General features: G+C 52.4%; 21 protein-coding genes. 14 read left to right on the top strand and 7 right to left on the bottom strand.

Annotated features, from left to right (window positions below):
* Window positions 1-4: 4 nt before the first annotated feature.
* From AB7C91_RS06185 to AB7C91_RS06140, 10 genes are all read left to right on the top strand, one after another.
* Window positions 5-1,750 carry a M3 family oligoendopeptidase gene (locus AB7C91_RS06185; protein ID WP_332447096.1) on the top strand — a complete coding sequence of 582 codons (1,746 nt, stop codon included), beginning with the start codon at window positions 5-7 and terminating at the stop codon, window positions 1,748-1,750.
* Window positions 1,734-2,891, top strand: coding sequence for a class I SAM-dependent RNA methyltransferase (locus tag AB7C91_RS06180; RefSeq protein WP_332447097.1), 1,158 nt, complete (start codon window positions 1,734-1,736; stop codon window positions 2,889-2,891). The genes AB7C91_RS06185 and AB7C91_RS06180 overlap by 17 nt, the downstream gene beginning before the upstream one ends.
* Window positions 2,888-4,795 carry an NAD(+) synthase gene (locus AB7C91_RS06175; protein WP_428589944.1) on the top strand — a complete coding sequence of 636 codons (1,908 nt, stop codon included), beginning with the start codon at window positions 2,888-2,890 and terminating at the stop codon, window positions 4,793-4,795. The genes AB7C91_RS06180 and AB7C91_RS06175 overlap by 4 nt, the downstream gene beginning before the upstream one ends.
* 104 nt (window positions 4,796-4,899) lie before the next feature.
* Window positions 4,900-5,520, top strand: coding sequence for a hypothetical protein (locus AB7C91_RS06170; protein WP_332447099.1), 621 nt, complete (start codon window positions 4,900-4,902; stop codon window positions 5,518-5,520).
* 53 nt (window positions 5,521-5,573) lie between these two features.
* Window positions 5,574-6,206, top strand: a complete 633-nt coding sequence (locus tag AB7C91_RS06165) for a hypothetical protein (protein ID WP_332447100.1) — start codon at window positions 5,574-5,576, stop codon at window positions 6,204-6,206.
* Window positions 6,207-6,303: 97 nt separating this feature from the next.
* A complete protein-coding gene (locus AB7C91_RS06160) occupies window positions 6,304-6,642 on the top strand; it encodes a hypothetical protein (RefSeq protein ID WP_332447101.1) in 339 nt (112 codons plus the stop codon).
* Window positions 6,639-7,412, top strand: a complete 774-nt coding sequence (locus tag AB7C91_RS06155; RefSeq protein ID WP_332447102.1) for an MBL fold metallo-hydrolase — start codon at window positions 6,639-6,641, stop codon at window positions 7,410-7,412. Before AB7C91_RS06160 ends, AB7C91_RS06155 begins: the two co-directional genes overlap by 4 nt.
* Window positions 7,413-7,414: 2 nt before the next feature.
* Complete coding sequence (gene polA, locus AB7C91_RS06150) at window positions 7,415-10,264, top strand: DNA polymerase I (protein WP_428589939.1); 2,850 nt, start codon at window positions 7,415-7,417, stop codon at window positions 10,262-10,264.
* Complete coding sequence (gene coaE / locus AB7C91_RS06145) at window positions 10,264-10,872, top strand: dephospho-CoA kinase (protein WP_428589936.1); 609 nt, start codon at window positions 10,264-10,266, stop codon at window positions 10,870-10,872. Before polA ends, coaE begins: the two co-directional genes overlap by 1 nt.
* Window positions 10,873-10,897: 25 nt before the next feature.
* Entirely contained in the window at window positions 10,898-12,049 is a 1,152-nt protein-coding gene (locus AB7C91_RS06140) for a hypothetical protein (protein ID WP_332447105.1), read from the top strand.
* Here the strand turns inward: AB7C91_RS06140 and AB7C91_RS06135 are convergent.
* On the bottom strand, window positions 12,030-13,109 hold the full coding sequence (locus tag AB7C91_RS06135) for a KamA family radical SAM protein (protein ID WP_428589933.1): 1,080 nt from the start codon (window positions 13,107-13,109) through the stop codon (window positions 12,030-12,032). The two genes, AB7C91_RS06140 and AB7C91_RS06135, sit on opposite strands and share 20 nt — an antisense overlap.
* A gap of 117 nt (window positions 13,110-13,226) precedes the next feature.
* Between AB7C91_RS06135 and AB7C91_RS06130 the strand changes: the two genes are divergently transcribed.
* Window positions 13,227-14,525 carry an MFS transporter gene (locus AB7C91_RS06130; RefSeq protein WP_332447107.1) on the top strand — a complete coding sequence of 433 codons (1,299 nt, stop codon included), beginning with the start codon at window positions 13,227-13,229 and terminating at the stop codon, window positions 14,523-14,525.
* Here AB7C91_RS06130 and AB7C91_RS06125 read toward each other — a convergent pair.
* Window positions 14,522-15,097, bottom strand: a complete 576-nt coding sequence (locus AB7C91_RS06125; protein WP_332447108.1) for a manganese efflux pump MntP family protein — start codon at window positions 15,095-15,097, stop codon at window positions 14,522-14,524. The genes AB7C91_RS06130 and AB7C91_RS06125 overlap by 4 nt on opposite strands.
* 177 nt (window positions 15,098-15,274) lie before the next feature.
* Between AB7C91_RS06125 and AB7C91_RS06120 the strand changes: the two genes are divergently transcribed.
* From AB7C91_RS06120 to AB7C91_RS06110, 3 genes are all read left to right on the top strand, one after another.
* Window positions 15,275-15,598 (top strand): cupin domain-containing protein, encoded by a 324-nt coding sequence (locus AB7C91_RS06120; protein WP_332447109.1) that lies wholly within the window; start codon window positions 15,275-15,277, stop codon window positions 15,596-15,598.
* A 22-nt stretch (window positions 15,599-15,620) separates the two neighbouring features.
* Window positions 15,621-17,255, top strand: coding sequence for a hydroxylamine reductase (gene hcp, locus AB7C91_RS06115; protein WP_428589929.1), 1,635 nt, complete (start codon window positions 15,621-15,623; stop codon window positions 17,253-17,255).
* 87 nt (window positions 17,256-17,342) lie between these two features.
* Window positions 17,343-19,418, top strand: coding sequence for a glycoside hydrolase family 88/105 protein (locus AB7C91_RS06110; RefSeq protein WP_428589926.1), 2,076 nt, complete (start codon window positions 17,343-17,345; stop codon window positions 19,416-19,418).
* On the opposite strand, the gene AB7C91_RS06105 is transcribed toward AB7C91_RS06110, so the two are convergent.
* The 5 genes from AB7C91_RS06105 to AB7C91_RS06085 all read right to left on the bottom strand — a co-directional run bounded on the left by AB7C91_RS06105 (window position 19,415) and on the right by AB7C91_RS06085 (window position 24,306).
* The gene (locus AB7C91_RS06105) at window positions 19,415-20,263 is read right to left on the bottom strand and encodes a carbohydrate ABC transporter permease (protein WP_332447112.1); all 849 of its coding nucleotides are present in this window, start codon (window positions 20,261-20,263) and stop codon (window positions 19,415-19,417) included. The two genes, AB7C91_RS06110 and AB7C91_RS06105, sit on opposite strands and share 4 nt — an antisense overlap.
* A gap of 1 nt (window position 20,264) precedes the next feature.
* Window positions 20,265-21,179, bottom strand: coding sequence for a sugar ABC transporter permease (locus AB7C91_RS06100; protein ID WP_332447113.1), 915 nt, complete (start codon window positions 21,177-21,179; stop codon window positions 20,265-20,267).
* Between the two features lie 71 nt (window positions 21,180-21,250).
* Window positions 21,251-22,531 (bottom strand): ABC transporter substrate-binding protein, encoded by a 1,281-nt coding sequence (locus AB7C91_RS06095; protein ID WP_332447114.1) that lies wholly within the window; start codon window positions 22,529-22,531, stop codon window positions 21,251-21,253.
* A gap of 200 nt (window positions 22,532-22,731) precedes the next feature.
* Window positions 22,732-23,295, bottom strand: coding sequence for an elongation factor P (gene efp, locus AB7C91_RS06090; protein ID WP_332447115.1), 564 nt, complete (start codon window positions 23,293-23,295; stop codon window positions 22,732-22,734).
* Between the two features lie 18 nt (window positions 23,296-23,313).
* Window positions 23,314-24,306, bottom strand: coding sequence for an amino acid--tRNA ligase-related protein (locus AB7C91_RS06085; RefSeq protein ID WP_428589921.1), 993 nt, complete (start codon window positions 24,304-24,306; stop codon window positions 23,314-23,316).
* Window positions 24,307-24,319 lie beyond the last annotated feature (13 nt).

Below are 24,319 nucleotides of genomic sequence, written 5' to 3'. Positions count from 1 at the left end.
CAGTATGAGTTTGTTGCCTACGTGGGACCTCAATCCCATCTATCCTGGCTGTGAAAGCGAGGAATTCCTTTCCGATTTGAAACACATGACAGAGGATGCGGTCGCATTGGAAACCCATCTTGGGGATGAGCGGTGTGATGTTGGTGAATGCATTTCCCGCTACGAACGGATTTTGGATTATTATGAAAATCTCCAGGCTTACAGTTCAGCCTGTCTGACCACCGACACCGGCAATTCCGTATTTCTGAAGGCAGTGGGACAGGTTGAACAAGCCTCCCTTACCATCCAACATCTGGAGGTTGCCTTCCTGAATTTTCTTGCCTCACGAAAAGACGAGGTATTGCGGCTGACCCAAGATGGACAGGCTCTGCGTTCCTATCGGTTCGTGTTGACCGAACTTTTGGAGGAACAGAGCCATTTGCTGGATCCTGATTTGGAAGCTTTGGCCAGCGATCTTGCTCGATCGGGTTGCGATGCCTTTTCCCGGTTGCAGGAAGCAATGGGGTCGAGCATCGGCAGCGTCTGGGACGAGCAGACGACCAAAACCGTTGTACAGTTGCGCAACGAGGCCACCAATGCCGACCGGGCTATCCGAAAAAAAGCCTTTGCGCAGGAAATCGCGCTCTTCAGGCAGTATGAAATCCCGTTTGCCGCAGCATTGAATGGCGTAAAGGGTACCACCCTCACCTTGGACAAAAAGCGCGGCTATGCTTCGCCCTTGGAGCGATCCCTGAGCCAATCGCGGATCGACCGACCGGTTCTGGATGCACTGATCTTTACATTGGAGGCCAATCTTGGTCTCTTCAGACGGTATCTGAAGGCGAAAGCCACCCTTCTGGGACTTCCCGGTTGTGCCTTCTTCGATCTGTTCGCACCGCTAGAGGCAACCCAAAGCTCATTCAGCTATGCTGAGGCCCAAACGTTCATCATCGAGCAATTCACCCGTTTCTCACCGGATATGGGGGCATTCGCTTCCCAGGCTTTTGCCAATCGTTGGATTGATCCGGAAAGCAGGAAGGGCAAAGTCGGTGGAGCCTACGATACGGCATTTCCGATCGCCAAGCAGAGCAGGATTCTTTCCAATTTCGATGATACCTTCAATGGAGTTTCCACCCTTGCCCACGAGCTCGGCCATGCGTGGCATGACCACATTGTCATGGATAAGAGCCATCTGATGCGGACTTATCCCATGACACTGGCTGAGACAGCCTCGATTTTCAGCGAATTTCTGGTATTCCAGGGTGCATTACAGCAAAGCGATGTGAAACAGCGGCTGGGTTTGGTGGAACATTTCCTGCAGGATGCCTGTCAGGTGTGTGTGGATATTCTCAGCAGATTCTATTTTGAGTCGGCGGTATTTGAACAACGGGCGGAGGGCGAGTTGACGGCGGCCCAATTCTGCACCTTGATGGAGGATGCCCAGAAACGTACGTATGGAGACGGTCTGGTCGAATACCATCCCTACATGTGGGCGGCCAAAGGCCATTACTATTCACAGGGATTCTCCTTCTACAATTATCCCTATGCGTTCGGTCAGTTGTTCGCACTCGGTTTGTATGAGAAGAGTACGGAAGTGGGGCCCGGATTCGACAAGCAGTATGAGGCGTTGCTCGGTGCGGCAGGAAGTTTGCCGGCCAGAGAGGTTGCCTTGCAGGCCGGGATCGACTTGGCCGATCCTGCATTCTGGCAGCATGCGATGTCCATTATTGAGACGTATGTCAAGGAACTGGAAGATGCTTTGTCGCATTGAGAAGTTGGTCCATGGGGGGAACGGCCTGGCACGTACAGTGGAAGGCAAACGCGTGTTTGTCGAGGATGCCTTGCCGGGGGAATTGGTAAAGGTTTCCCTTTTCGAGGAAAAACAAGGCTGGGCGACGGCTACGGTTGATGAACTGATTGAGGCAAATGAGCATCGGCGCCTGCCTGCATGTCCCTATTACGGAGTATGCGGAGGGTGTGACTTCCAGTATGCCGAGGATGGCTACCAGGCGTTGCTGAATGAGCAGATCGTGCTTGACAACCTGGTGCGTCTGGGAGGTGTCGATCTGCAATCCTGCACGGTTGAACCGGTGGTGACCGGCCAGGCCTGGAACTACCGTAACCGGGTCCGTTTTCATGTGGATCTGTATGCAAAGCAAGTAGGATTTCTTGCAAGAAAGTCCAATACCTTGGTTCCGATCGACTCGTGTCCCGTTCTGGTGGATGCGTTGCAAGCATTATTGACGGAGCCTGAACCGTTGTTTGCTGCAGCAAGGCGTCTGATGTTTGCCAACAAGGGAGGGAAGGGGCGGTATATCGAGGTTCCCGTCTTCGCCTCGGATGATGGGCTTTCCGTGTTGGACCAAGAGGTGATGACCACCGTAGGGGGAAAGCGGTTTTTTCTGTCCAGTGAGGTCTTTTTCCAATCGAATCGGTTTTTGGTCTCCGCTCTTGCCGAATATGTGGCATCCAAGGCACTCGGGTCGGTGGTGATGGATCTGTACAGCGGGGTGGGTACCTTCAGCGCCTTTCTTGAGCAGGCAGGACGGAAGGTCATCGCAGTGGAAAAACAGAAACTCTGTCTTTCCTTCGCCAAGCGGAATGTTCCCTTCTGTTCCTATTATGCCGAAGCGGTGGAAATATGGGCGAAGGGGCGCAAGGAGCAGGTGGATACGGTGGTCGTCGATCCTCCCCGTACCGGACTGGATGCGACGGTGCCCTCTCTCATCGCCTCCTGGAAGGTGAAACGAATCATCTATGTGTCCTGTTACAGTGTCACCTTGGCTCGTGACTTGCAACGGTTTGCCGCTGAGGGCTACACTGCAACCAGTGTCAGGGTGTTCCACCTGTATCCTCAGACTTTCCACCAAGAGGTGGTGGTCGTCCTCGACCGTATGGAGAAACAAGCATGAACGACGGATTCATCACCTGTGCAGTAGCATCCCCCTCGGTACGTGTTGCCGATTGCCGTTTCAATACCGAATCAATTTTGCAGCGCATCAGTGAGGCCGTCGCCCGCCAGGTCAGGCTTCTCGTGCTCCCGGAATTGGTTGTCACTTCCTATAGCTGTGCCGATCTATTTTTCCAAACTTCGCTGCAGGAAGGGGCATTGGAGGCGTTGCAGGTTATTGTGGAGGAAAGCCGGTCAAATGATTTGTTGTTGGTCCTCGGTTGCCCGTTGGTCGTGCAGTCAAGGCTGTACAACTGTGCGGTGGTAGTACAGAAGGGACGGATTCTCGGTATTGTTCCCAAGCAGAATCTTCCCAATTACCAAGAATTCTATGAGAAGCGTTGGTTCGCGGTTCCCGAGGACCGGAATATGATGGTTGATGTGTTGGGCCAGGAGACTTGGTTCGGTACCCGACTTTTATTCACCTGCAGCAATCTTGCACAATTCGTGTTGGCTTGCGAGGTGTGTGAGGACCTCTGGGTGCCACAGGCGCCGAGCGTCGACCATGCCCTTGCCGGAGCGACGGTAATCGTCAACTGCTCGGCCAGTGACGAACTGGTGGGCAAGGAGGAATACCGCCGGTCCTTGGTTTCGGGCCAAAGTGCACGCCTTGTCGCTGCATACCTGTACAGCGACGCTGGGGAAGGAGAATCGTCAACCGACTTGGTGTTCTGTCCGCATAACCTCATCTATGAGGACGGTATCCGGCTGGCCGAACAATTCGGGGTGAGCGATGCGCTCCTGGTCACCGAGATAGATGTCCAGAAATTGGCGTTGGAACGGATGCGCTTGAATAATTTCAAGGTTCCCAAGGCATCCTACCAACAGATTTCGTTCAGCTTGTCCGAAAAGAGTTGTACATTGACTCGGTATGTGGACAAAGCTCCTTTCGTCCCCCAGGATGAAGAATCACGGGCACTTCGTTGTGAGAAGATCCTTACGCTTCAGGCGCTTGGTCTGAAAAAACGACTCATGCATACAAAATCCCAACGGGTCGTGGTCGGTTTGTCCGGTGGCTTGGATTCCACCTTGGCGCTTTTGGTGAGTGTCCGTTCGTTTGATTTGCTCAAATTGGATCGAAGCAACATTCTTGCGGTGACGATGCCCGGGTTCGGGACGACCAAGCGTACCCGGGGCAATGCGACCAAGCTTGCCAAGGCTTTGGGCGTGGAATTGCAGACCATTTCCATAGCCAAGGCGGTGGCTCAGCATTTCAAGGATATCGATCATGATCCAGAGGTTTTGGATGTCACCTATGAGAACAGCCAGGCGCGCGAACGGACCCAGGTACTGATGGATTTAGCCAACAAGCTCAACGCATTGGTGGTGGGAACCGGGGATTTATCCGAGTTGGCATTGGGATGGGCTACCTACAACGGGGATCATATGTCCATGTACGGCGTCAATGCTTCGGTTCCGAAAACCTTGGTACGGCATTTGGTCAAACATGTGGCTTCCATCAGTGATGCGGCGACGAGGAAGGTATTGCTCGATATTGTGGCGACGCCGGTCAGCCCCGAGTTGCTGCCTGCCCATGGGGATGGGACGATCAGCCAGGTGACCGAGGATCTGGTGGGGCCGTATGAACTGCACGATTTCTTCCTCTATCAGGCGATCAGATGGGGTTTTTCTCCACAGAAAGTCTATCGTTTGGCGTTGAAGGCCTTCGAAGGCCAGTATGAACCGGCTTTCATCCTGAAATGGCTCAAGACCTTCTACCGCAGGTTCTTCACCCAGCAGTTCAAGCGTTCCTGCATGCCTGACGGACCGAAGATCGGTTCTCTCGCCCTGTCTCCACGAGGGGACTGGCGGATGAATAGTGATGCCTCCTACCAACTATGGATGACAGAATTGGATCGGCTGTAAAACTTATAGCAAAATAGTACTGGAATTCAACAAAATTTTTTATGGATTTCCTGTAGTCATCGACTCTTTGCAACTGTTATAGAGGTGAGGAGTCGACATCGTACATGCAAAAGAAGTTCCTGGCCTTGGTGGCCGTCGTCAGTTTGTTGCTTCCTGTCTCCGTTGGAGCGAGAAGCCTTGTGAATGTAAGCCTTGGATTCGGGGCGGCTTATTCCCCGGCTGAACCGACCGAATTTTCCCTGGGTATCCAGGATCCGGACAATTGGTTGTTCGGCGGTGAGGTCAGTGCAAGGTTGGCCTTCGTGCAAGCACAGGCGATGGTGTTCCCCATGGTATGTGAGAATGATGGACAGGGAGTGCTGCTCATCGGCATGGGTTCGTTGAATCTTCCGATTCTGGGTTCTTTGCTTTCACTGGAAATGGGGGCTGGAGCCAGTGTCACCTATATTCCTTCGGAGTCTTCCAATGCTCGCGCATATTATCAACTGTCGAATGGGAATACCGTCGACGCCCAGCATAAGTCCTTCGGTGAGGCGATGTTGGACAGCCCGGTGTATCTGCAGGCAGGGTTGGCTTCCGAGCTTGGCCCGATTGGGATTTCCCTTCGATATCTGATGGAAAGTCAGACAACGTTGGGTGCGGTATTGGAAAACAATGCTTGGTGGAGTGCCTTTGCTGTTGAAAAGGGTACTCTTTCCCTTGCGTTGGCATTAAAAATGTTCTAGATTTAGAACACAAATGAATCTTTGACAGGTAAACTGGAAAAAAGGGGTTTTCAATGAAAAAGAAATTCTTGGTTACGCTTCTTGTGGTGTGTGTAGTACTTCCTGCGGCCCTGAGTGCTGCTGTCGTTGATCTGAGCCTTGGTGTAACTGCCCAGTACAACCAGAATTTCGGTCAGATCAAAACCGCTTTGGATAGCGAGGATTATACTGGCTTCAGTAAGATCGAGAACTATGCATTCGGTGCTGATGTTCGCGCCAAACTCTTGATTGCCGAAGTGGATCTGGTCGGCAAGTTCTCCAAGGAAACCATCGATAGTGTTGATTACACCAAGATCGAGACCTTGAGCACCGCCGGTATTTCCATGGATCTGCTCGGTCTGCTTCGCCTCGGCTTCGGCATGGGGCCCAACTGGATCGTTCGAATGAACAACGATACTGGTGCATTCACCATTTTCGATGCGAATGATAATGCAACGACCCTCGATTCCTTGGGCGAGACCTTCATCAATTCCCCGGTTGCCTATCGTGCAACGGTGGATTTCAACCTCGGCAGTCTCATGCTCGGTTTGAACTACACGTTGAATACCGATTACACGTTCAAGAACTATCAGGATGTGAACAAGCTGTTCAATGCAAATCTTGATAATGGAACGGTTGGTGTTTCCCTGCTGTTCTCCTTGTTCTAATAGCTTGCTGCATGGTATCCTCAGGCCCGGAGAAATCCGGGCCTGAATTCCTTTTCGCCTTCGGCCAAGTATGATACAGTGTCCAAAGGAGATCACCATGGCAAAAAAAGGGTTCTTTCATGCATTTCTGTCCTCCATAACGGTGGCGGTTCTGTCCTTCTTCATCATGTATTTCTTCATTCCCAGCATGAGCATGCAGTTTTTGGGAGTTAGCTTCGCCTATCGCGCAGGGACGGTCAATGCGTTGGTGCTCGATGCCGTCAATGGTGCCGTTGACCAAGTCAGGAACAATCCCGAATTCACCAAGGAATCATTTGCCCGACTGCAGTCGTTGCTTTCCAGCAAAGAGGTACAGCAAAAGCTCACTGATGCTGCCAAACAGGGCGAGCAGGTCCTGCAGGATGCGCTGAAGCAAGTGACGGATATGGCAAAATGAAGGCATTTGAAGTCACTTTTCTTGGTACCGGAACAAGCCATGGTATTCCGGTAATCGGGTGTACCTGCCCGGTCTGCATGTCTTCCGACGTCCATGACAAGCGATACCGTTCAAGCATTTTGCTCAGGGAAGGAGAACATACCCTGCTCGTCGATACGACCCCTGAGTTCCGACTTCAGGCTCTCCGTTCGAATCTGACCAAGCTTGATGCCGTGCTCTATACCCATGACCATGCCGATCATTTCAACGGTATTGACGATCTGAGGGTGTTCTGCAGGGACCGCAGTTTGGATGTATACTGTTCTGAGGAGGTGGCATCGGCCATCGAGAGCCGGTTCAGTTATGTTCTGGGGGGCGATGATGTCGCAGGAGGGATCCCCCACCTCAACATACATACGCTCAAGGCGTATGAAACGGTGTGCATTTCCTCTTTCGAAGTTACCCCGATCCCCATCCTGCATGGGAAAAAACAGATTTTTGCCTTTCGTATCGGATCATTCGCCTATGCCACTGATTGCAGTGAGGTTCCTCAACAAAGCATCCCGTATTTTCAGGATCTCGATGTCTTGGTGGTGGGGGCATTGCGGTATTGGCCGCATCCGACTCATTACAGTGTTTTCGAAGCCACTGCGTTCGCAAAAAGCGTGGGGGCGAAGGATGTATATTTCACCCATCTCAGCCACGGACTGAGTCACCAAGGGCTTCAAGCCGAATTACCCGAAGGCTTTCATGTTGCCTATGATACCTTGACTTGCTCGATAGGAGGCTAGGAATGGATGAGTTGTTCACTGAACAGGAATTTGACCAGGAAACCCTGAAGGCCGAAGCCGGGAACCGCCCGTTGTCCATACCACCGAAACAAAAGGAACCTGATCCCAGCCCACAGCCGGCGAGGTTCGGGGACTTGAAAAAGTTGTACATCATTGATGGATACGGCTTGATCTACCGCTCGTATTACGGGTTTTTCGCCAACCCGATGCGTGACACGCAAGGCAACAACATCTCGGCCGTCTACGGGTTCTTCTCCACCGTGTTGAAGTTGATCAGGGAGTACAATCCCGATTATCTGGTAGTGGCGATGGACAGCAAAGGCCCGACATTCCGCCATACCTTGTACGAACCGTATAAAGCCAACCGGGAAGCGGCTCCCGAAGACCTGCATACACAGGTCCCCCTGATCGAGTCGATTCTCAAAGCCCTGCATATTCCTACTATCGCGATGGATGGATATGAGGCGGATGACATCATCGCAACCCTCAGCGAGGAGGCGACGCGTCACCAGCTCGATACAATCATGTTCACTGGGGACAAGGATCTGCTGCAATTGGTGGACGACCATACTTTTGCGCTCCGGCCGGCGAAGAAACATGAGAAATTCTATCGACTGATGGGGTGCCTGGAAGTAGAGGAGGAGTATGGGATCAAGCCGAACCAGATTGTCGACTATCTTTCCCTGCTCGGGGATTCCTCGGACAATGTGCCCGGCGTGAAAGGCATCGGCGAGAAGGGAGCGGTGAAGCTGCTGCAACAATTCGAGACGCTGGAAGGTATTTATGCAAATCTTAGGTTGATCGCCCCCGGTCTGCAGAAAAAACTTGCCGAAGGGGAGCAGAACGCCAAGCTCAGCAAGGAATTGGTGGAACTCAGGCGCGACCTGTTCCAAGTAGAGACATTCGATACCGAACAGTTTCTGGTCAGGGATGTGCGCTATGAGGCGGCCATTCCCTTGTTTCAACAGATCGGGATGCGAACCATCATCAAGGAGCTGGGAAGAGTTGGACAGGTGGAAGTGCCTGCTCGTATGCAACCTGTGGAGGCAAAGTCATCAACCCAGACACCGGCTCACTACCAGGCGGTAACTACGCTGGAGGAGCTTACGCGGCTGCTCGCCAAAGCTGAGGCTACGCACAAACCGGTCGCTTTCGATACCGAGACGACCAGCTTGGATGCGATGGTCGCCCAAGTCATAGGATTTTCCTTCTGTTGGGAGGAGGGGACCGCCTACTATGTTCCCTTGGTCCATGAAGGACGTCCCTTGCTCGACAAGGATGCCGTCAAGCGGGTGCTCATCGAGTATCTCCAGACGAAGCGGCTTCCCGTGGTCGGCCAGAATTTCAAATATGACTACAAGGTGCTCTGCCAATGGGGTATCGTTCCAGCCAATCTGGTGTTCGACACCATGGTTGCGGCCTGGTTGCTCGACAGTACCTCGACGTTCAACATGGATTTTCTTGCCGAGAAGTATCTGGACTACAAGACGGTCCATTATACCGACATCGTGCCCAAGGGAAGCCAGCTCAGCGATATTGCCTTGGATCAGGCGGTCTTCTATGGAGCCGAGGATGCAGAGATCACCTTCCGCCTGTACCGGTTGTTCAGTGAGTTGCTTCAGGCAAGAGGTTTGCAGAGACTTCTCACCGCGGTGGAAATGCCGTTGCTCTTGATCATCGCAAGGATGGAAATGGCGGGTATTCATTTGGAAAGGACCTTGATCGAGCCGCTGACAAGCGAATTCGACCAAAGGATCGAAGCCATCAAGGCACAGGTCTTTTCTCTTTGCGGTCATGAGTTCAATCTCAACTCCCCGCAGCAGTTGCAGCAGGTGCTGTTCGTCGAGCGGGAAATTCCCACCGGGGCGAAGACACGCTCAGGATTCTCCACGTCCACCGATGTATTGGAACCGCTTCGTTCCACCTATCCTGAAGTGGAATTGCTCTTGCAGTACCGCATGCTCAACAAGCTCAAGACTACGTACATCGACAAGCTTCCGCAGCAGATAAATCCCAAAACCGGACGCATCCACCCCTCCTTCTCCCAGACGGGCACGGAAACCGGCAGGCTCAGTTGCAAGGACCCGAACCTACAGAACATCCCGGTCAGAACCGAGGAAGGACGGCGGATTCGTTCCGCCTTCATCCCTAAACCTGGTTGCGTGTTTCTGTCCGCCGACTACTCGCAGATTGAATTGGTGGTCCTTGCCCATATGGCTGATGACCCGGGGCTCAAGCAGGCGTTCGCAATGGGGGTCGATGTTCACCGGTCGACGGCAAGCCTCATCTTTGATGTTCCGCTTGAGGAGGTGAGCGCCGACCAGCGAAGGATTGCCAAGACGATCAACTTCGGCGTCATGTACGGCATGGGTGTGCACAGTCTTGCTACCGATCTGATGATCAGCCATGCCGAGGCGAAACAGTTCATCGACCAGTATTTCGAACGATACAGTGCCGTGCAGGCTTTTGTGGAAACAACGCGACTCCGCTCTGAGCAGGATGGTTATGTTTCCACCTTGCTCGGACATGTGCGGACGATTACGGAAATCAACAGCCGCAGTGCCGTTGAACGGGCCAAAGCCCAACGCATTGCCGTCAACACGGTAATCCAGGGTAGTGCAGCCGACATCATGAAGCTCGCCATGCTTCGGGTCGACGGCATGCTTGCCCAAGCCGGGCTCTCTGCTCATCTGTTGCTTCAGATACACGACGAACTGGTATTCGAGGTGCCCGAGGCGGAAATCGAACAAACAAAAGTAGTCGTCAAGGAAGCCATGGAGAAAGCGGCTGAATTGAGTGTCCCGTTGAAGACCAGTATTGAAGTGGGGAAGGATTGGGGGGAAATACACTGATGATGGTCATTGGATTGACCGGAAAGGCATGTGCAGGGAAGAACCAATATGCCGAGGTATTCGCTCAGGCGGGGTGCAAAGTGATTGATGTGGATCTGCTGGGACATGACGCACTTGAACAAAGCAAGGACGAATTGCTTCAGGCGTTCGGAGCTGCCGTGTTCACCGACGGACGAATCGACCGCAAGGCGCTTGGAGCCTTGGTATTTTCCAATCCGGAAAAACTGCAATTGCTGGAGTCCATCACCCATCCGAAGATGGTGTCGGCGTGCAAGGCCATCATTGATGCGGAACGATCGCAGCCAACTGCTGCCGTCATCCTCAATGCAGCCCTACTCAAACGGATGGGTTTGGTGACGCTCTGTGATCGGGTGCTCTTCATCGATGCTCCGCTTTGGCTTCGATTTTTGCGATGTAGAAAACGGGAGTCGTTGTCTTGGCGTCGTTTCCTCGCACGAGAGCGTGCCCAAAAAGACATTACCTTTCATGCGATCGGAAGCGCTGTCGCATGTGAACGTATGCGCAATAGCCACTCCAAACGGTTAATTCATCGACAAGTTGCAACCTATTGTGCTACGATAGGAATCAAGATTTCCCATTCAGGTTGAAATCGTGTCAGTATGAGGGTTTGAAATGAAGAAATCGGTACGGATCAATTTGCTGGTCATCACCATTGTCGTGACGCTCTTCGCCTTTGCGGGCCTCTGGTATCTGCGTCCGGGAGTCCCCAATGAGATTCTAGCCCAAGCAAAACTTCGACAGACCCAACCATTGATGGAAGTCACCCCTCCGCTTAGAAAGCCGGTAGTGGAACAGGTCGCCGATACCTCTGCCTTGGAGGCGCAGTTGCTTCCCAAGCTCAAGGAACAATTGGAACCGACCTTGACCGATGCAATCAAGACCCAATTGCTTTCGGACCAGACACTTGTCGCTTCCCTTGCCTCTTCTTTGCAGCCGTTGCTTCTTGACCAGCTGAAACAGCAGTGGCAAAGTACTGCAGCTGGCATCCAGAAGTCACTCGAGGCTTCAACGGTTTCCTCCTTGGAATCCTATGTGAATACGCAGGTGCAAGCCTTGCGCAGCGAAGGCCTGGCGTATGGGTCGTCCCTCACCCAGACCATGAATACAACCATCTCGGATGCCAAGGCTTCCGTCGAGGCGTACATTCCCCAGATTGTCGATGGCATGATACCCATGGTGGTCAAGCAGGTGGTCGCCCAGCTGGAGGCGAACAAGGATAGCTATCTTGCCTATTTCGCGGAGAAACTGCCCAAGGGATTGGGTGAGGCTGATCTGCTTGCGCTCTATGATTCCTATCGTAATCAGATCATCAAGGATCTGGTTCCTTCCTTGTTGGATGGTATGGAAGGGACGGTTCGTTCCCAAGTCGATGCCTATGTGGCGAAGATGCCGCTGGTTCGTGTTCCTGCTGCCCCTGCAGTTCCCTCGGTGAACGTGAATGCAGTGGAGCAACCGATGCCTGCGTTGGAAACGGTTGCACAGCCCGTTGCTGTTGAACCGGTACCGACAGTCGAACCGGTCGCTGTCCCTGCTGTCGAGCCGACTGCCACCGTCGCCCCGACGCCTGTCGTCACCCAACCAGTGGTGAGTGTTGAACAAACACCCAGCCAGCCGGTTCTGAAGGAAGGGCTCGAACCGATCACCCTCCCGGTTTTCGAGGAGAAACCCCAGGTTGTCTATCTTGATCCGGTAGTGTATGAGCAGCAGCGACAGGATATCCGAACCAAAGCCATCGACGAGGTGCTCAAGCGTCTGGCTCCGTAATCGGATCCGGGTAGACCCTCCGTTCACCGTCAATCGTTCTGAATTCCCACCGGCCGCAACCTGATTGTTCAGACAGGTATCCTGTGGTCAAGGGAACCTTGCCTCCCCCTTGGGGAAGGTCGACAGCATACAGGGGCATGGCAAGCCCGCTAAGCCTTCTTCTCAGTTCCTTCTCAAGGGCCAACCCCAGTTCCAGCGGGACCCTGAAATGGTTGGTTCCCGATACCAGATCCCCTTGGAAGAGGTAATACGGTTTGATCCGGTTGAATACCAACGAGTTGCACAACGCTTCCAAGGTGTCAGCATCATCATTGACGCCTTTGAGCAGTACCGTCTGGTTCATTGCAGGGATTCCTGCATCGACGAACCGTTTGACGGCGAGGCAAGCTTGTTCGGTCAACTCCCGGGGGTGATTGAATTGGGTCATCAGATAAAACGGTGCGCTGGCATGCGTTTTGAGCATGTCCACCAAAGCTTGGGTGATGCGCATCGGATAACTTGCCGGCATGCGGGTACAGAGCCTGATGACCAGGTCAGGCCGTTTGGAGCGGAAAGCTTCGATCATCGCCGAAAGATTACTGTCCGAAAGGGTGAGGACATCCCCCCCGGTAAACAGTATCTCCTTGACCTGGGGATGCTCAGCCACATAGGCGGCAGCTTCGTCTATTTGTTGCGCGGTAGCGGGACCTTGGAAGGTTCCGGTGAATCTTCGACGGAAGCAATGCCTGCAGTGCATGGCACAGACGTCGGTGGTCAGGAAAGCCACCCTGCTCGGGTACCGATGGATCAAGCGGTCGGTTACACTGTGATCGACCTCGGCCAACGGATCCAGATATTCCTGCTGGATGAAGATTTGTTCTGCATCGGTGGGAACCACCTGTCTGCGAAGCGGGTCATTGGGATCGTCAGGATCGATGAGGTTGAGAAAATAGGATGGGATGCGTAGGGGAAGGGTGGTGGTGCTGTCTTGGTCGAACAACTGTTCTGATTTTGTAAGCTGTAGGTATGTTGAAAGCTCTTCCTTGCTCTTGATGATCGTGTGTGTCGGTGTTGCTTGCATGCAGATGGTGTAGCCTAAACCAAGGATTTCGTCCAGACATGGAGGAAAGCTTCTCCCTTTTGTCTGTTTATATGGTACACTCATACCACCTGCATCACGCAAAGGAGTCGTACGAGTATGGCTACACACCAGAAACGAGGTCTGAAGGGGTATTATCTCACCACCTTTCTGATCGGTCTCGGTTTTTTCACCATGGGGTTGATGGATCCACTGTATGATACGTATGTTCCCATTTTTCTGGCTAAATTTGTAGAATCGAAAGCTTTGATCGGTTCCATCATGACCTTTGACAACATGTTGGCCATCTTCTTGATTCCTGTATTCAGTGCCATCAGCGACCGGACCCATACCAGGATCGGAAGGCGGATGCCCTTCATCGTTATTTGCCTGCCGGTAACCGCCGTCGCTTTCGGCCTGATTCCCTATTCGGCGCTGTCCAGCCTTTGGCTGCTCATCCTGTTGATCTTCATCCTCAACCTGTTCAAACAGGCAGTGCGCGGTCCGGTCGTGGCGCTCATGCCCGACATGATCCCCGGTAATCTGAGAAGTGAGGCCAACGGGGTGATCAACACGATGGGAGGCATTGCCACTATCGTCGGGACGGTTGGATTGGCCCGTCTGATGGACGTTCCGATCAATCTTCCCGGCCGCGGCCCGACCAAGGACATCCTTGCATTCCCCATCTCCTCGATTCTCATCATCATTGCCGTGCTTCTTCTGTTCTTCTTCGTCAAGGAGAAGAAAGCCGTAGACCATGAGCAATCGGAAAAGAAGGAACCGATCCTCCACTCCTTGAAGGTGATATTTGCAGAACAGGACAAGAGTGCCCTGTTCATCCTCCTGTCCTTGCTGTTCTGGTTCATCGGCTACCAGGGGATTCTCCCCTTCGTGGGGTTGTACAGCAAGGATATTCTGAAGACCAGCAGTGGTACCGCCAGCCTGGCTGCAGGCATGGTGGGCATTGCCTATGCCATCTTTGCCATTCCGAGCGGCATCGTAGCCCATCGGTTGGGAAGAAAGAAGACGATCCGTTTCTCCCTCATGGTTCTGGTGGTTTTGCTGGCGGGAATTTTCTTCCATGATCCGCTCACCGCATCCATGAGTGCCGCTGTCCGGCAGTATACCTTCTGGGCCTTACTCTTCTGTTTCGGTATCTTCTGGGTTTCGGTCGTTACCAACAGTTTCCCGATGCTTTGGCAGATGTCGACCTATCAGACGGTGGGAATCTATACCGGGTTGTATTATTTCTTCAGTCAATTGGCTTCCATCATTTCGCCCCCGATAACCGGGGCGTTCATTGACGCCTTCGGTTTCAGGGCAATTTTCCTCTACGGTTCGGCTTCCATGCTGGTAGCCTTCTTCTTGATGGGCAGTGTCCATCGGGGAGAACCCGAGGATGACCAATTGGAATCCTAAAAAGGAAGGATTCCCAGATGGGAGAGGAGGATTTTCAATCCGATCGCCAGTAAGGTGACTCCTCCCACAATTCCTGCTTTGCTTTGCAAGCGGTTGCCGAATCGGTTTCCGATGGCAACCGCGGCGAAGGAAAGTACGAAGGTGATCAGTCCGATGCAGGAGACCGAGCGGATGATATCGGTTTTCAGAAATGCAAGGGTGATGCCTACCGCCAGTGCGTCGATGCTGGTGGCGATGGAAAGGAGCAGCAGCTCCTTGAGATCGAGATGCTCTACGCTCTCGATGGGACAGGAAGGGTCTTCGGTAAGGGAGTCGTAGAGCATCTTTGCTCCGATGATTCCCAAGAGAATGAAGGCGATCCAATGGTCGATGGCGGTGATGTAACGCTCGAACTGGAGTCCCAGTACCCATCCCAATAGAGGCATGGCTGCTTGGAAGAAACCGAAGAAAAGCGCGATTACCAGTGCTTGGGCATACTTGATCCTGCGCATGCGCAGTCCTTTGCACAGAGACACGGCAAACGCATCCATGGCAAGACCTACGGACACCAGCAACAGTTCAATGATTCCCAAACGAGTACCCCCACGATGAAGACTGGTAAAGTATAGGGGGTTTCCGCAGGAAGGACAAGAATTCCCTAAAAATCAAGAAATATTTAATTTGTTGTATTTCCAACATACGCTTGCCGTGATGCAGGGTATTCTCTACCTGTAGGGAAGGGCGAAAGCCCATACAGGAGTACAATAGGTATGATCAAGAATTTCAAGATTGCAGAAGTCATGACATTTGCCGAGCAGATCCAGTATCAAACGGGGCAGGTGGTCAGCAAGACCTTGGCACAGGACACACACCATAGTCTTACCCTCTTCGCCTTCGAGAAAGGTGAGGAGATCAGCACCCACGCCAGCGGCGGGGATGCATTGCTGATTGCCTTGGATGGAACCGGTGAGATCACCATTGATGGAAAAGTCTCCACGATCCATGCTGGACAGTCGATTCTGATGCCCAGCAATGTAGCGCATGCAATCTATGCCCCGGAACGTTTCAAGATGTTTCTGGTCGTCATTTTCTAAGAATTCTACAAGGAGATACACGATGGACAATAAGATGTTCTGTTTCCAATGTCAGGAAACCGCACGGAATTTTGGATGTACACAAATTGGGGTGTGCGGTAAGCAGCCCGAAACCTCTAATCTCATGGATCTGTTGATCTGGGTCACCAAAGGCTTGAGCCAAGTGGCAGTGAGAACTCGTGCAGAAGGAAAGACGGTAGGCAAGGATGTGAATCATCTGGTCACCTACAATCTCTTTCTCACCATCACCAATGCAAATTTCGATGATGCCATGATCGTGGACAGGATTGTGCTCACCATCAAGACCAAGCAGGCTCTGTTTGCCTCTCTGTCCAACAAGGAAGGGCTTGCCGAGGCTGCTCTGTTCGATAATCTGGATAGTGCCTCCTATGCCGGGTTTTCCAAGCAGGTGGGCGTGCTCAGAGAAGCTAATGAGGATGTCCGCAGTCTCAAGGAGTTGATCACCTACGGCCTGAAAGGGGTAAGTGCCTATTCCAAGCACGCCAACAATCTGATCAACGACAATGAGGAACTTGATGCATTCATCCAGACCGCGCTTGCCGATCTTCTGGAAGAGAAGCGTGTCGAGGAGTTGGTCGCTCTTACCCTGGAGACGGGGAAATGGGGTGTGGCAGGGATGGCGTTGCTGGATACGGCGAATACCAGCACATACGGCAACCCCGAGATCACCAAGGTCAAGCTTGGTGTCGCCAAGAACCCTGGCATCCTCATCAGCGGTCATGACCTGAGGGATCTGGAGATGTTGCTTGAGCAGACCCAGGGAACCGGTGTCGATGTATATACCCATTCCGAGATGCTTCCCGCCCATTATTATCCGGCATTCAAGAAGTATCCGAATTTCATCGGCAACTACGGAAACGCATGGTGGATGCAGAAGAAGGAGTTCGAATCCTTCAACGGTCCGATCCTAATGACAACCAACTGCATCGTTCCTCCCGCCGAGTCCTACAAGACCCGGTTGTTCACCACCGGAGCTACTGGATTCCCGGGATGCAAGCACATTGAGGGCGGAGTCGGCGATACGAAGGACTTCTCCGAGATCATCGCCTTGGCAAAGACTTGCCCGGCTCCGACGGAGATTGAGAGCGGAGAGCTGGTGGGTGGATTCGCGCACGAGCAAGTATTCGCCCTCGCCGACCAGATCGTCGATGCGGTGAAGAGTGGAGCGATCAAGAAGTTCGTCGTCATGGGCGGTTGTGACGGTCGCTCGAAGAGCAGGGATTACTATACCGAGTTTGCAAAGGCGCTGCCCAAGGACACGGTCATTCTCACTGCAGGATGTGCGAAGTACAAGTACATCAAGCTGAATCTCGGTGACATCGGCGGGATCCCCCGTGTGTTGGACGCCGGTCAGTGCAACGACTCCTATTCCTTGGCGCTCATCGCCTTGAAGTTGAAGGAAGTCTTCGGTCTGGACGACATCAATGACCTGCCGATCGCCTACAACATTGCATGGTATGAGCAGAAAGCGGTCATCGTGTTGCTTGCCTTGCTCTATCTGGGAGTGAAGAACATCCATCTTGGACCCACCTTGCCTGCATTCCTCTCTCCGAATGTAGCCAATGTACTGGTGGAAAACTTCGGCATTGCCGGAATTTCCTCGGTGGAGGATGACCTCCAGATTTTGGTAGGCTGAGTAATCCTCAGTATCGGAAATGGGAGCGCAAGCTCCCATTTCGTGTTTGTTCTTGCATCCAGCGTCGTTCGATACGATACTTGGAGTATGGACAGAACAAAACATATGGGAACGGCATCCGATCAGGAAGCTGCACGGACGATTGCCTCTCGCTATCTCTCTGTGCATGAACGAGGGGGGTATACCTATCGTCCCTTCATGAAGCGGGGCATCTACCGCAGGGAGGATTATCGATACCTTGCGGATCTGAAAGTGTTGCTTCCGGATGCGAAGCTGGGGACCTTTTCCTATCTCTGGGGACGCTATCAGGCACCGATGGTCATGAATCTGCGCTTTGCCTTGATCCCCTACGGTCCGATACGGGTGTTTGTCAACGGGGTGCTCGCCGCCCAGAGCGACATCTTTTCCGAGCGTGCCCGTTCCAAGCAAATCTTCGAGCTTGTGATGCACGAAGGTTTCAATGACGTGGTGCTGGAGTGCGAGAATACCAGTGGAGGTTTCGGAGGGGAGTTCGGTACCTGGGTCGGGAAATTGGATTATTATTTTCTTATGCCCGATTTGTATCCGGAACAGGAAGGATTCTGTTATTCCAAGACGCTGGAGAATCAATTGGATGTGTTGGATGCCCAACACCTGAATGTCCTGGCTTGGTTGCCTGAATTACCGGACTTCAAGGATGATGCAGTGGATCTTGGTCGGATATTTAACGATGCATCCGCGCAATCGTATGTTGTTGTCGCCACCGCTTTGCATTTGGACACAAGTACATGGTGCAATGTCATCTGCAACGCAGAGCTCTCCATCGATGGGAAAAGCATCACCGGTTCGGTGGAGCTTTCCGAGGGCGATCATGATCTGGTCTGCTATGCGAAAGTGGGGGACGGGTTCGAACTCTCGATCAAGGAAGCTAGGACGAACGCTCCGCTGTTCTGCCACACCCCCGTCTTGGATCTGAACAGCTCCTACCGGTATCTGTTCGCCGGTCCCTTCGACATGCGACCGGAAGGCTTTATCGTCCAATGCTCAAAACCATTCGCCACTTCTCAGGGTCAGGATTTCTGGCACTTGGAGGGAGTCTCAACCTATTTGAGAATGTACAACGACAATGTGTTGTTCGGTCATTGGAACTATCCTTTGGGGGTGACTCTCTATGGTCTGGTGGAAACCGAACGGATGCTCAAGCCGACGGAACCGGAACTATCGAATCGCATCCATTCCTATATAAATCGACATATCCAAAGCAGTATCGACACCTATGCTTATGCATGCTGGGATGCCGAACATCTGGGCGGTGCCACAGCAGTCCATCATCTGATGACCAGCCTCGATAGTCTCGATGACTGCGGTTCCTTTGCTTCCACCCTGCTGGAAGTGGCGAAGGATCATGAACTTCACGACTATGCTCCTTTGATGGAGGTGGTGGGCAACTACCTGTCCAAGACCCAGCCAAGGCTCTCGGACGGAACGTTCTTTCGTACCGGTCTGATGCATACCTTTCATGAGAACACGCTGTGGGTGGATGATCTGTACATGTCGGTTCCATTTTTGTGCCGGTATGCCGCCTATCGCAACAACCCTGAATATTTGGAAGATGCAGTGCATCAGTTCTTCGGATTTTCCAAGTATCTCTTTCTGCAGGAAGAACAGTTGATGAGTCATGTCTATGACTTCGAGCGGAATTTGGTGACGGGCATCCCCTGGGGGCGTGGAAACGGCTGGGCCTTGTTCAGCCTATCCGAATTGCTCACCGTCCTCGATGTCGACCACCCCAAGCGTGATGCGCTGCTTTCGTTGTTTCAGGGTCTCAGCAAAGGTGTACTACGTCTTCAGGGGGAAAATGGCATGTTCCACCAAGTATTGGACATGCCTCAGTCCTATGAGGAGAGTAGTTGTACGGCCATGTTTGCCTGTTCCTTCTCCCGAGGTGTCCGAAGCGGTTGGTACCCTGACGGAGAGCCATATCGACAGGCGTGCCTGAAGGCGGTGCAGGCTCTAAAGGAGACGGCCATCGATTCAGAGGGGCATGTCTGGGGAGTCTGCAGAGGTTCGGAGTTTTCCTGCTCCCGTCAATACTATGCCCATCAGCTGCTTCCCCGTCTGGATGACACCCATGGGATCGGGATCGTTCTGCTTAGCTTGTGTGAAGCACAAAAACTCGGCTAGCCCTTCAAACCGGTGGTCACCAATCCTTGGACGATGTACTTCTGGAAGAGTAGGAAGATGAGTAGGACCGGAAGCAGGCTGAGCGTTCCCATGGCAAAGATGGCAGACCAGTCCGTGGAGGTCATCGGGTCGCTGAACATGCGCAGCGCAAGCGAGACGGTGAAGAGCTTGGGTTTGTTCAGATAGAGCAGGGGACCGAGAAAGTCGTCCCATCTCCAATAGAAACTGAAGATGGTACTGGTGATGACCGCAGGTTTGATCAAGGGAAAGAGGATGCGCGCATAGATCATGAACCGATTGCATCCGTCGATCTTTGCCGAATCATCCAGCTCATAGGGGATCTGGCGGATGAACTGCACCATCAGGAAGATGAAGAAGGGCAGTCCTGCAAACTGGGGGATGACCAGGGGCTTGAAACTGTTGATCCACCCGATTTTATGGAAGATGATGAACTGGGGGATCATGACCACTTGGTAGGGTATCATCATGGTCAGGAACATGGCTGCATACCAGAATGATCGCCCTCTGAACGGGATGCGGGCAAACCCATATGCAACCAAGGATGAAGCCATGACGGCTCCCAGGCTCGAAAGAATCGTATAATAGAATGAGTTGGCGAAGAAGGTGGTGAACGTGATGGAATTGTTGAATTTCCACCCACGCAAATAGTTCTCGAAATGCCAGGAGGACGGTATCAGGGTCGTGGTATTGAAAATTTCCGCATTCGCCTTCAGGGAACTGGAGATCATCCAGAGAATCGGGTAGAGCATCAGAAATCCCAGAAGGATTACCACGATGTGGAAGATGCTTTGCACCAGCAGGTGTTTGGCTTTGTATCCATGCATCTTACTTGCCCTCCTTTGATTCATAGAACACCCAGGAGTTGGAAGTCTTGAAGACAAAAGCCGTCATCAAACCGATGATGAGGACCAACACCCATGCCATGGCACTGCTGTATCCCATGTTGTAGTACTTGAATGCACGTTGATAGAGGTACAGTGCATAAACCAACGTGGAATTCAACGGATCTCCGGTCCCCCCCGATACCACGAAGGCCTGGGTGAAGACGGTGAACCCGTTGATCAGCTGCATGACCAGATTGAAGAAGAGTACCGGTGTGATCTGGGGCACGGTAATGCTGGAAAATTTGCGCAGCGGCCCTGCCCCGTCGATGGAGGCCGCTTCATACAATTCCTTGGGAATCTGACGCAGTCCGGCAAGGAAGATCAGCATGGATGAACCGAACTGCCAGATCGCCAGAATGATCAAAGTCCAGATGGCGGTATCCGGATTGCCGATCCAAGAGGTATCGGTGATGATGCCGATTTTGGCCAACGCTGCATTCAATGCACCATCGGCCATGAAGAGCCTGCGCCACATCACTGCTACGGCGATTGAGCCGCCGACAAGGGATGGAACATAATAGATTGCCTGATACAATCGGATGGCCCGGGTCCCGCGATTGAAAAGCATCGCTACAAAAAAGGCAAATCCAAGTCGCAGCGGCACAGAAATAAAGGCATAGAAAAAGGTTACTTTCAAGGATTGCCAGAAGAGGTCGTCATGAGCCATTTTCCGAAAATTCTCCAGGCCGTTGAAGACCGGTTTGCCCAGTATGTCATAATCGGTGAAGGAATAGTACAGGGAAAAGAGGATGGGAATTATGGAAAAGGCTATGAATCCAAGCAGCCAAGGGCTGATGAACGCATAGCCTGAAAGGTCCTCCCTCCAGGATTGTTTGTGCAATACTCGCTGCTTCATGGGTGCTCCTTGAAAATGAATAGGGCCAAGAGGGGAGACTGCCGTCGGGCAGCCCCCGTGCGTGTGCATGATTACTTGAGAATTTCGTTTCCTTTGCTCATGATTTTTGCAACCCCTTCGTCGAGGCTGACTTTCTTGAGCAGGATCTCTTGGGATACGTCACGTACCATTTTCAGGAATTCTCCACTTCCTGCTGGATCGGGAGCGTCGATCGGGCCTGCATTCCGGGAAGCAAGGCTGATGTATTCAAAAATCTGCTTGTTCACCGGGTCCACCTTGGTAGCCATGTGCTCGCGTACATCATCAGGAATGGGCACCCCTCGTTCGCCCATCAACACATCATTGACCGATAGGTCGTTGAGGAAATAGTTGAGGAACTTGGCAGCTGCTTCGGGATTCTCTGCAGACGCGGGAATCGAGAAGAACATCGAAGGTTTGAGGAAGGTTCCTTTTGCCTTTGGATTCTTGATGTTGGGCAGCAGTGCCAACTTGAGCGGGCGTTTTGCTGCAGCCTGGGTGGAGACGAATTGGTTGGACCAGATGAATTCAACCCAGGAACGGCCTTTGGCAAATTCCCCTTCCTCCGGGGTTACCAGTACGAAGGCCACTTCCGGTTTGATCAAGGCGCCGGCATCCTGCAATCTGAGCTGGATGGCGTAGAATTCCTTCAGGATTGAGGGATCGGTAAAGCCAAGACCGGTTTTCCCATAGGTGGCGGCTCCGCTTTGGCGGATCATGTTGTCGAATCCTACCTTCGGGTCGGTGGTGAAGAACGGAATGGTTTGTACGCCGGTCTTCTTGTAGATCTCCAACGCGATGCGTTCAAAGTCGTCCCAGGTCCAGGTTGCGCTGTCCGGTTCGGCAATGCCGGCCTTAGCCAATACCGCCGGGTCGTAGGTCAGACAAACTGCATTGGTTCCCAAACTGATGCCGTAGAGCTTTCCGTTGACTCTTCCCCCGGAGAGGAAGGATTCATTGACCTTTGAAAGGTCTATGATTCCTTTCTGCACATACGGAGTCAGATCGGCGAGTTGATTGCGCTGCACCCATTGCAGCATGTATGCATAGTCGTGCTGCATGATGTCAGGAAGGCTTCCCGCTGCGGCTTGGGTGTTCATCTTGTCCCAGTAACCGCCCCAACCGGTGGTCTCCGTCTCAACCTTGATTTCCGGGTATTTGGCCTGGAACATCTCCACCGCCTTGAGCGTGCGTTCGTCACGGGTCGGATTGCCCCACCATGCCAGACGCATCGATGATTCCTTGGGCTGTTCCGCTGTGGCTTGGGCGAAGACGAAGCTCGGCACCAACAGCATGACAGCCAGTACGATGATCAGAAATGTTTTTCCTCTCATATTGCTACTCTCCTTTTTTCGCTACTTGTATTGTAGGAGGGTTGCTTTGAGAAGTCAAAACTTTTTAAGTGTTATTAAGTAAGGAATTAATAGGTATGAATAATCCAAGAGTTGGTCGGAATAAGACAGAAATATCCAAGGAAACGGGCGAAGAAAAACCTCCAAACGATAGTTTGGAGGTTGCAAGGGAAACGTTCAGCCTAGCTGTTCACCCGTTCCAGATATTCCTTGGTTTCCGTATTCACCCGAATCTTCTCACCTTGTTTGATGAAAATGGGAACGCGAACCTTCAGTCCGGTTTCGGTGGTAACATACTTGGTTGCACCTTGTACGGTATCACCCTTGACGGCTTCCTCAGCCTCTGCCACCAGATATACCACCTTGGGCGGAACCTGGATATCCAGCAATTGTGCTTCCCAGAAGGTGCAACGGTAGGTTTCACCGTCCTTCATCAAGAATTCATAATCGGGAAAGGTTGCCATGGGAACTTCGATCTGTTCAAACGTATCGGTCATCATGAAGTGGAAATGCTCCCCATCGTTGTACAGATACTGACAGTCTCTATCGACCACGGTGATATCCTCAGCGTTGTCCTGGCTTTTCATCGTCTCACTGAGCGTCTGACCGGTAGCAGGGCTCTTGAGCTTGAGGCGAACGAATGCAGAACCCTTTCCGGGGTTCACAAATTCACGGTCGATGCAAACAAAGGGCTGTCCTTTGATCAACAAGGCGGTTCCCTTATCGATTTGACCTGCTTTAATCATGCTAAGTACCTCGTATAGTTACAAATTGCGCGTATAGCCACTGTTCAGCATATCAGAAAGGGGAAAAAGAATCACCCCCTGGAGATCGCTTTTTCCCATCAACACCATCTGCAGGCGGTCAAGCCCGATGGCCACCCCGGAACACTGCGGCATACGTGCAAACGTTGTTGCCAGATCAGGATCAGTGTCAGGGATCACCGAGCCTGATTCGCTCCTGGTTTGGATCAGTTTGGCATATTCCGATGCATAATAGTCGCTGATCACCCGTTCATCACGTTCTTCATCGTAGCAGTTTGCGATCTCAATGCCGCGGATGTATAGTTCCCAGCGTTTTCGGTACCACCCATCCTGTTTTGCCAGGCATTCGATCTGTGATGGATAGCGCTCCAGGACCAACGGTTTGTCCTGGGGAAGGTTTGGTTCCACGAACGTGAGGAAAATTCGGTTGAAGGTTTCCTCCCAGCTTTCCGGTTCATCAGGAACCGAAAGGCCGAGCTTGCGTGCTTCGTTCGCCAAGGAGGCTTGTCGTTGGTGTTGTCCCAGATCGATGCCCGTAAAGTGTTTCATTGCTTTTTCCACCGTGATGCGAGCGAAGGGAGGCTTCAGATCCTCAGGCGCGGATGGATCGAGCAATGAGGTCAGCAGTTCCTCGGTGATCCTGATCGAATCCTGTTCATCGGCATCCATGGTGTAGTACTCCAGCATGGAGAACTCAGGGTTGTGGATGTGTCCAAGCTGTTCGCTGTTGCGAAAGCAATGGCTGATCTGATAGATGCTGCCAAACCCATTGGCGATCAACTGCTTCATATAGATTTCCGGAGAGGGGATTAAATAGAGATCGGTTGACGGCATGAAGGGATTTTCAAAACGGGTGCTGAAATTCTCGATGGTAGCTTCCGGTATGAGGGTGGGGCTGAGTGAGGGAGTGTCCACTTCCGTATAGCCCCGATCATCGAAGAACGTCCTGATGGTACGGTTCATTGTACTGCGAAATTGCGCTGCTGCTTTCATGGCCGCATCATAG

It is taken from the genome of Sphaerochaeta sp., from assembly GCF_050256055.1.
Lineage (GTDB): Bacteria > Spirochaetota > Spirochaetia > Sphaerochaetales > Sphaerochaetaceae > Sphaerochaeta.
This window is presented reverse-complemented; position numbering and strand designations above follow the sequence as displayed.

Excerpts from the sequence above, each read along its gene's own strand:
- polA (WP_428589939.1), top strand. The coding sequence starts at position 7,415 with ATGGATGAGTTGTTCACTGAACAGGAATTTGACCAGGAAACCCTGAAG.
- hcp (WP_428589929.1), top strand. The coding sequence starts at position 15,621 with ATGGACAATAAGATGTTCTGTTTCCAATGTCAGGAAACCGCACGGAAT.
- AB7C91_RS06100 (WP_332447113.1), bottom strand. The coding sequence starts at position 21,179 with ATGAAGCAGCGAGTATTGCACAAACAATCCTGGAGGGAGGACCTTTCA.
- AB7C91_RS06120 (WP_332447109.1), top strand. The coding sequence starts at position 15,275 with ATGATCAAGAATTTCAAGATTGCAGAAGTCATGACATTTGCCGAGCAG.
- AB7C91_RS06110 (WP_428589926.1), top strand. The coding sequence starts at position 17,343 with ATGGACAGAACAAAACATATGGGAACGGCATCCGATCAGGAAGCTGCA.
- AB7C91_RS06180 (WP_332447097.1), top strand. The coding sequence starts at position 1,734 with ATGCTTTGTCGCATTGAGAAGTTGGTCCATGGGGGGAACGGCCTGGCA.
- AB7C91_RS06165 (WP_332447100.1), top strand. The coding sequence starts at position 5,574 with ATGAAAAAGAAATTCTTGGTTACGCTTCTTGTGGTGTGTGTAGTACTT.
- AB7C91_RS06130 (WP_332447107.1), top strand. The coding sequence starts at position 13,227 with ATGGCTACACACCAGAAACGAGGTCTGAAGGGGTATTATCTCACCACC.
- efp (WP_332447115.1), bottom strand. The coding sequence starts at position 23,295 with ATGATTAAAGCAGGTCAAATCGATAAGGGAACCGCCTTGTTGATCAAA.
- AB7C91_RS06185 (WP_332447096.1), top strand. The coding sequence starts at position 5 with ATGAGTTTGTTGCCTACGTGGGACCTCAATCCCATCTATCCTGGCTGT.
- AB7C91_RS06170 (WP_332447099.1), top strand. The coding sequence starts at position 4,900 with ATGCAAAAGAAGTTCCTGGCCTTGGTGGCCGTCGTCAGTTTGTTGCTT.
- AB7C91_RS06155 (WP_332447102.1), top strand. The coding sequence starts at position 6,639 with ATGAAGGCATTTGAAGTCACTTTTCTTGGTACCGGAACAAGCCATGGT.
- AB7C91_RS06105 (WP_332447112.1), bottom strand. The coding sequence starts at position 20,263 with ATGCATGGATACAAAGCCAAACACCTGCTGGTGCAAAGCATCTTCCAC.
- AB7C91_RS06095 (WP_332447114.1), bottom strand. The coding sequence starts at position 22,531 with ATGAGAGGAAAAACATTTCTGATCATCGTACTGGCTGTCATGCTGTTG.
- AB7C91_RS06135 (WP_428589933.1), bottom strand. The coding sequence starts at position 13,109 with ATGCAAGCAACACCGACACACACGATCATCAAGAGCAAGGAAGAGCTT.
- AB7C91_RS06140 (WP_332447105.1), top strand. The coding sequence starts at position 10,898 with ATGAAGAAATCGGTACGGATCAATTTGCTGGTCATCACCATTGTCGTG.
- AB7C91_RS06160 (WP_332447101.1), top strand. The coding sequence starts at position 6,304 with ATGGCAAAAAAAGGGTTCTTTCATGCATTTCTGTCCTCCATAACGGTG.
- AB7C91_RS06085 (WP_428589921.1), bottom strand. The coding sequence starts at position 24,306 with ATGAAAGCAGCAGCGCAATTTCGCAGTACAATGAACCGTACCATCAGG.
- AB7C91_RS06175 (WP_428589944.1), top strand. The coding sequence starts at position 2,888 with ATGAACGACGGATTCATCACCTGTGCAGTAGCATCCCCCTCGGTACGT.
- coaE (WP_428589936.1), top strand. The coding sequence starts at position 10,264 with ATGATGGTCATTGGATTGACCGGAAAGGCATGTGCAGGGAAGAACCAA.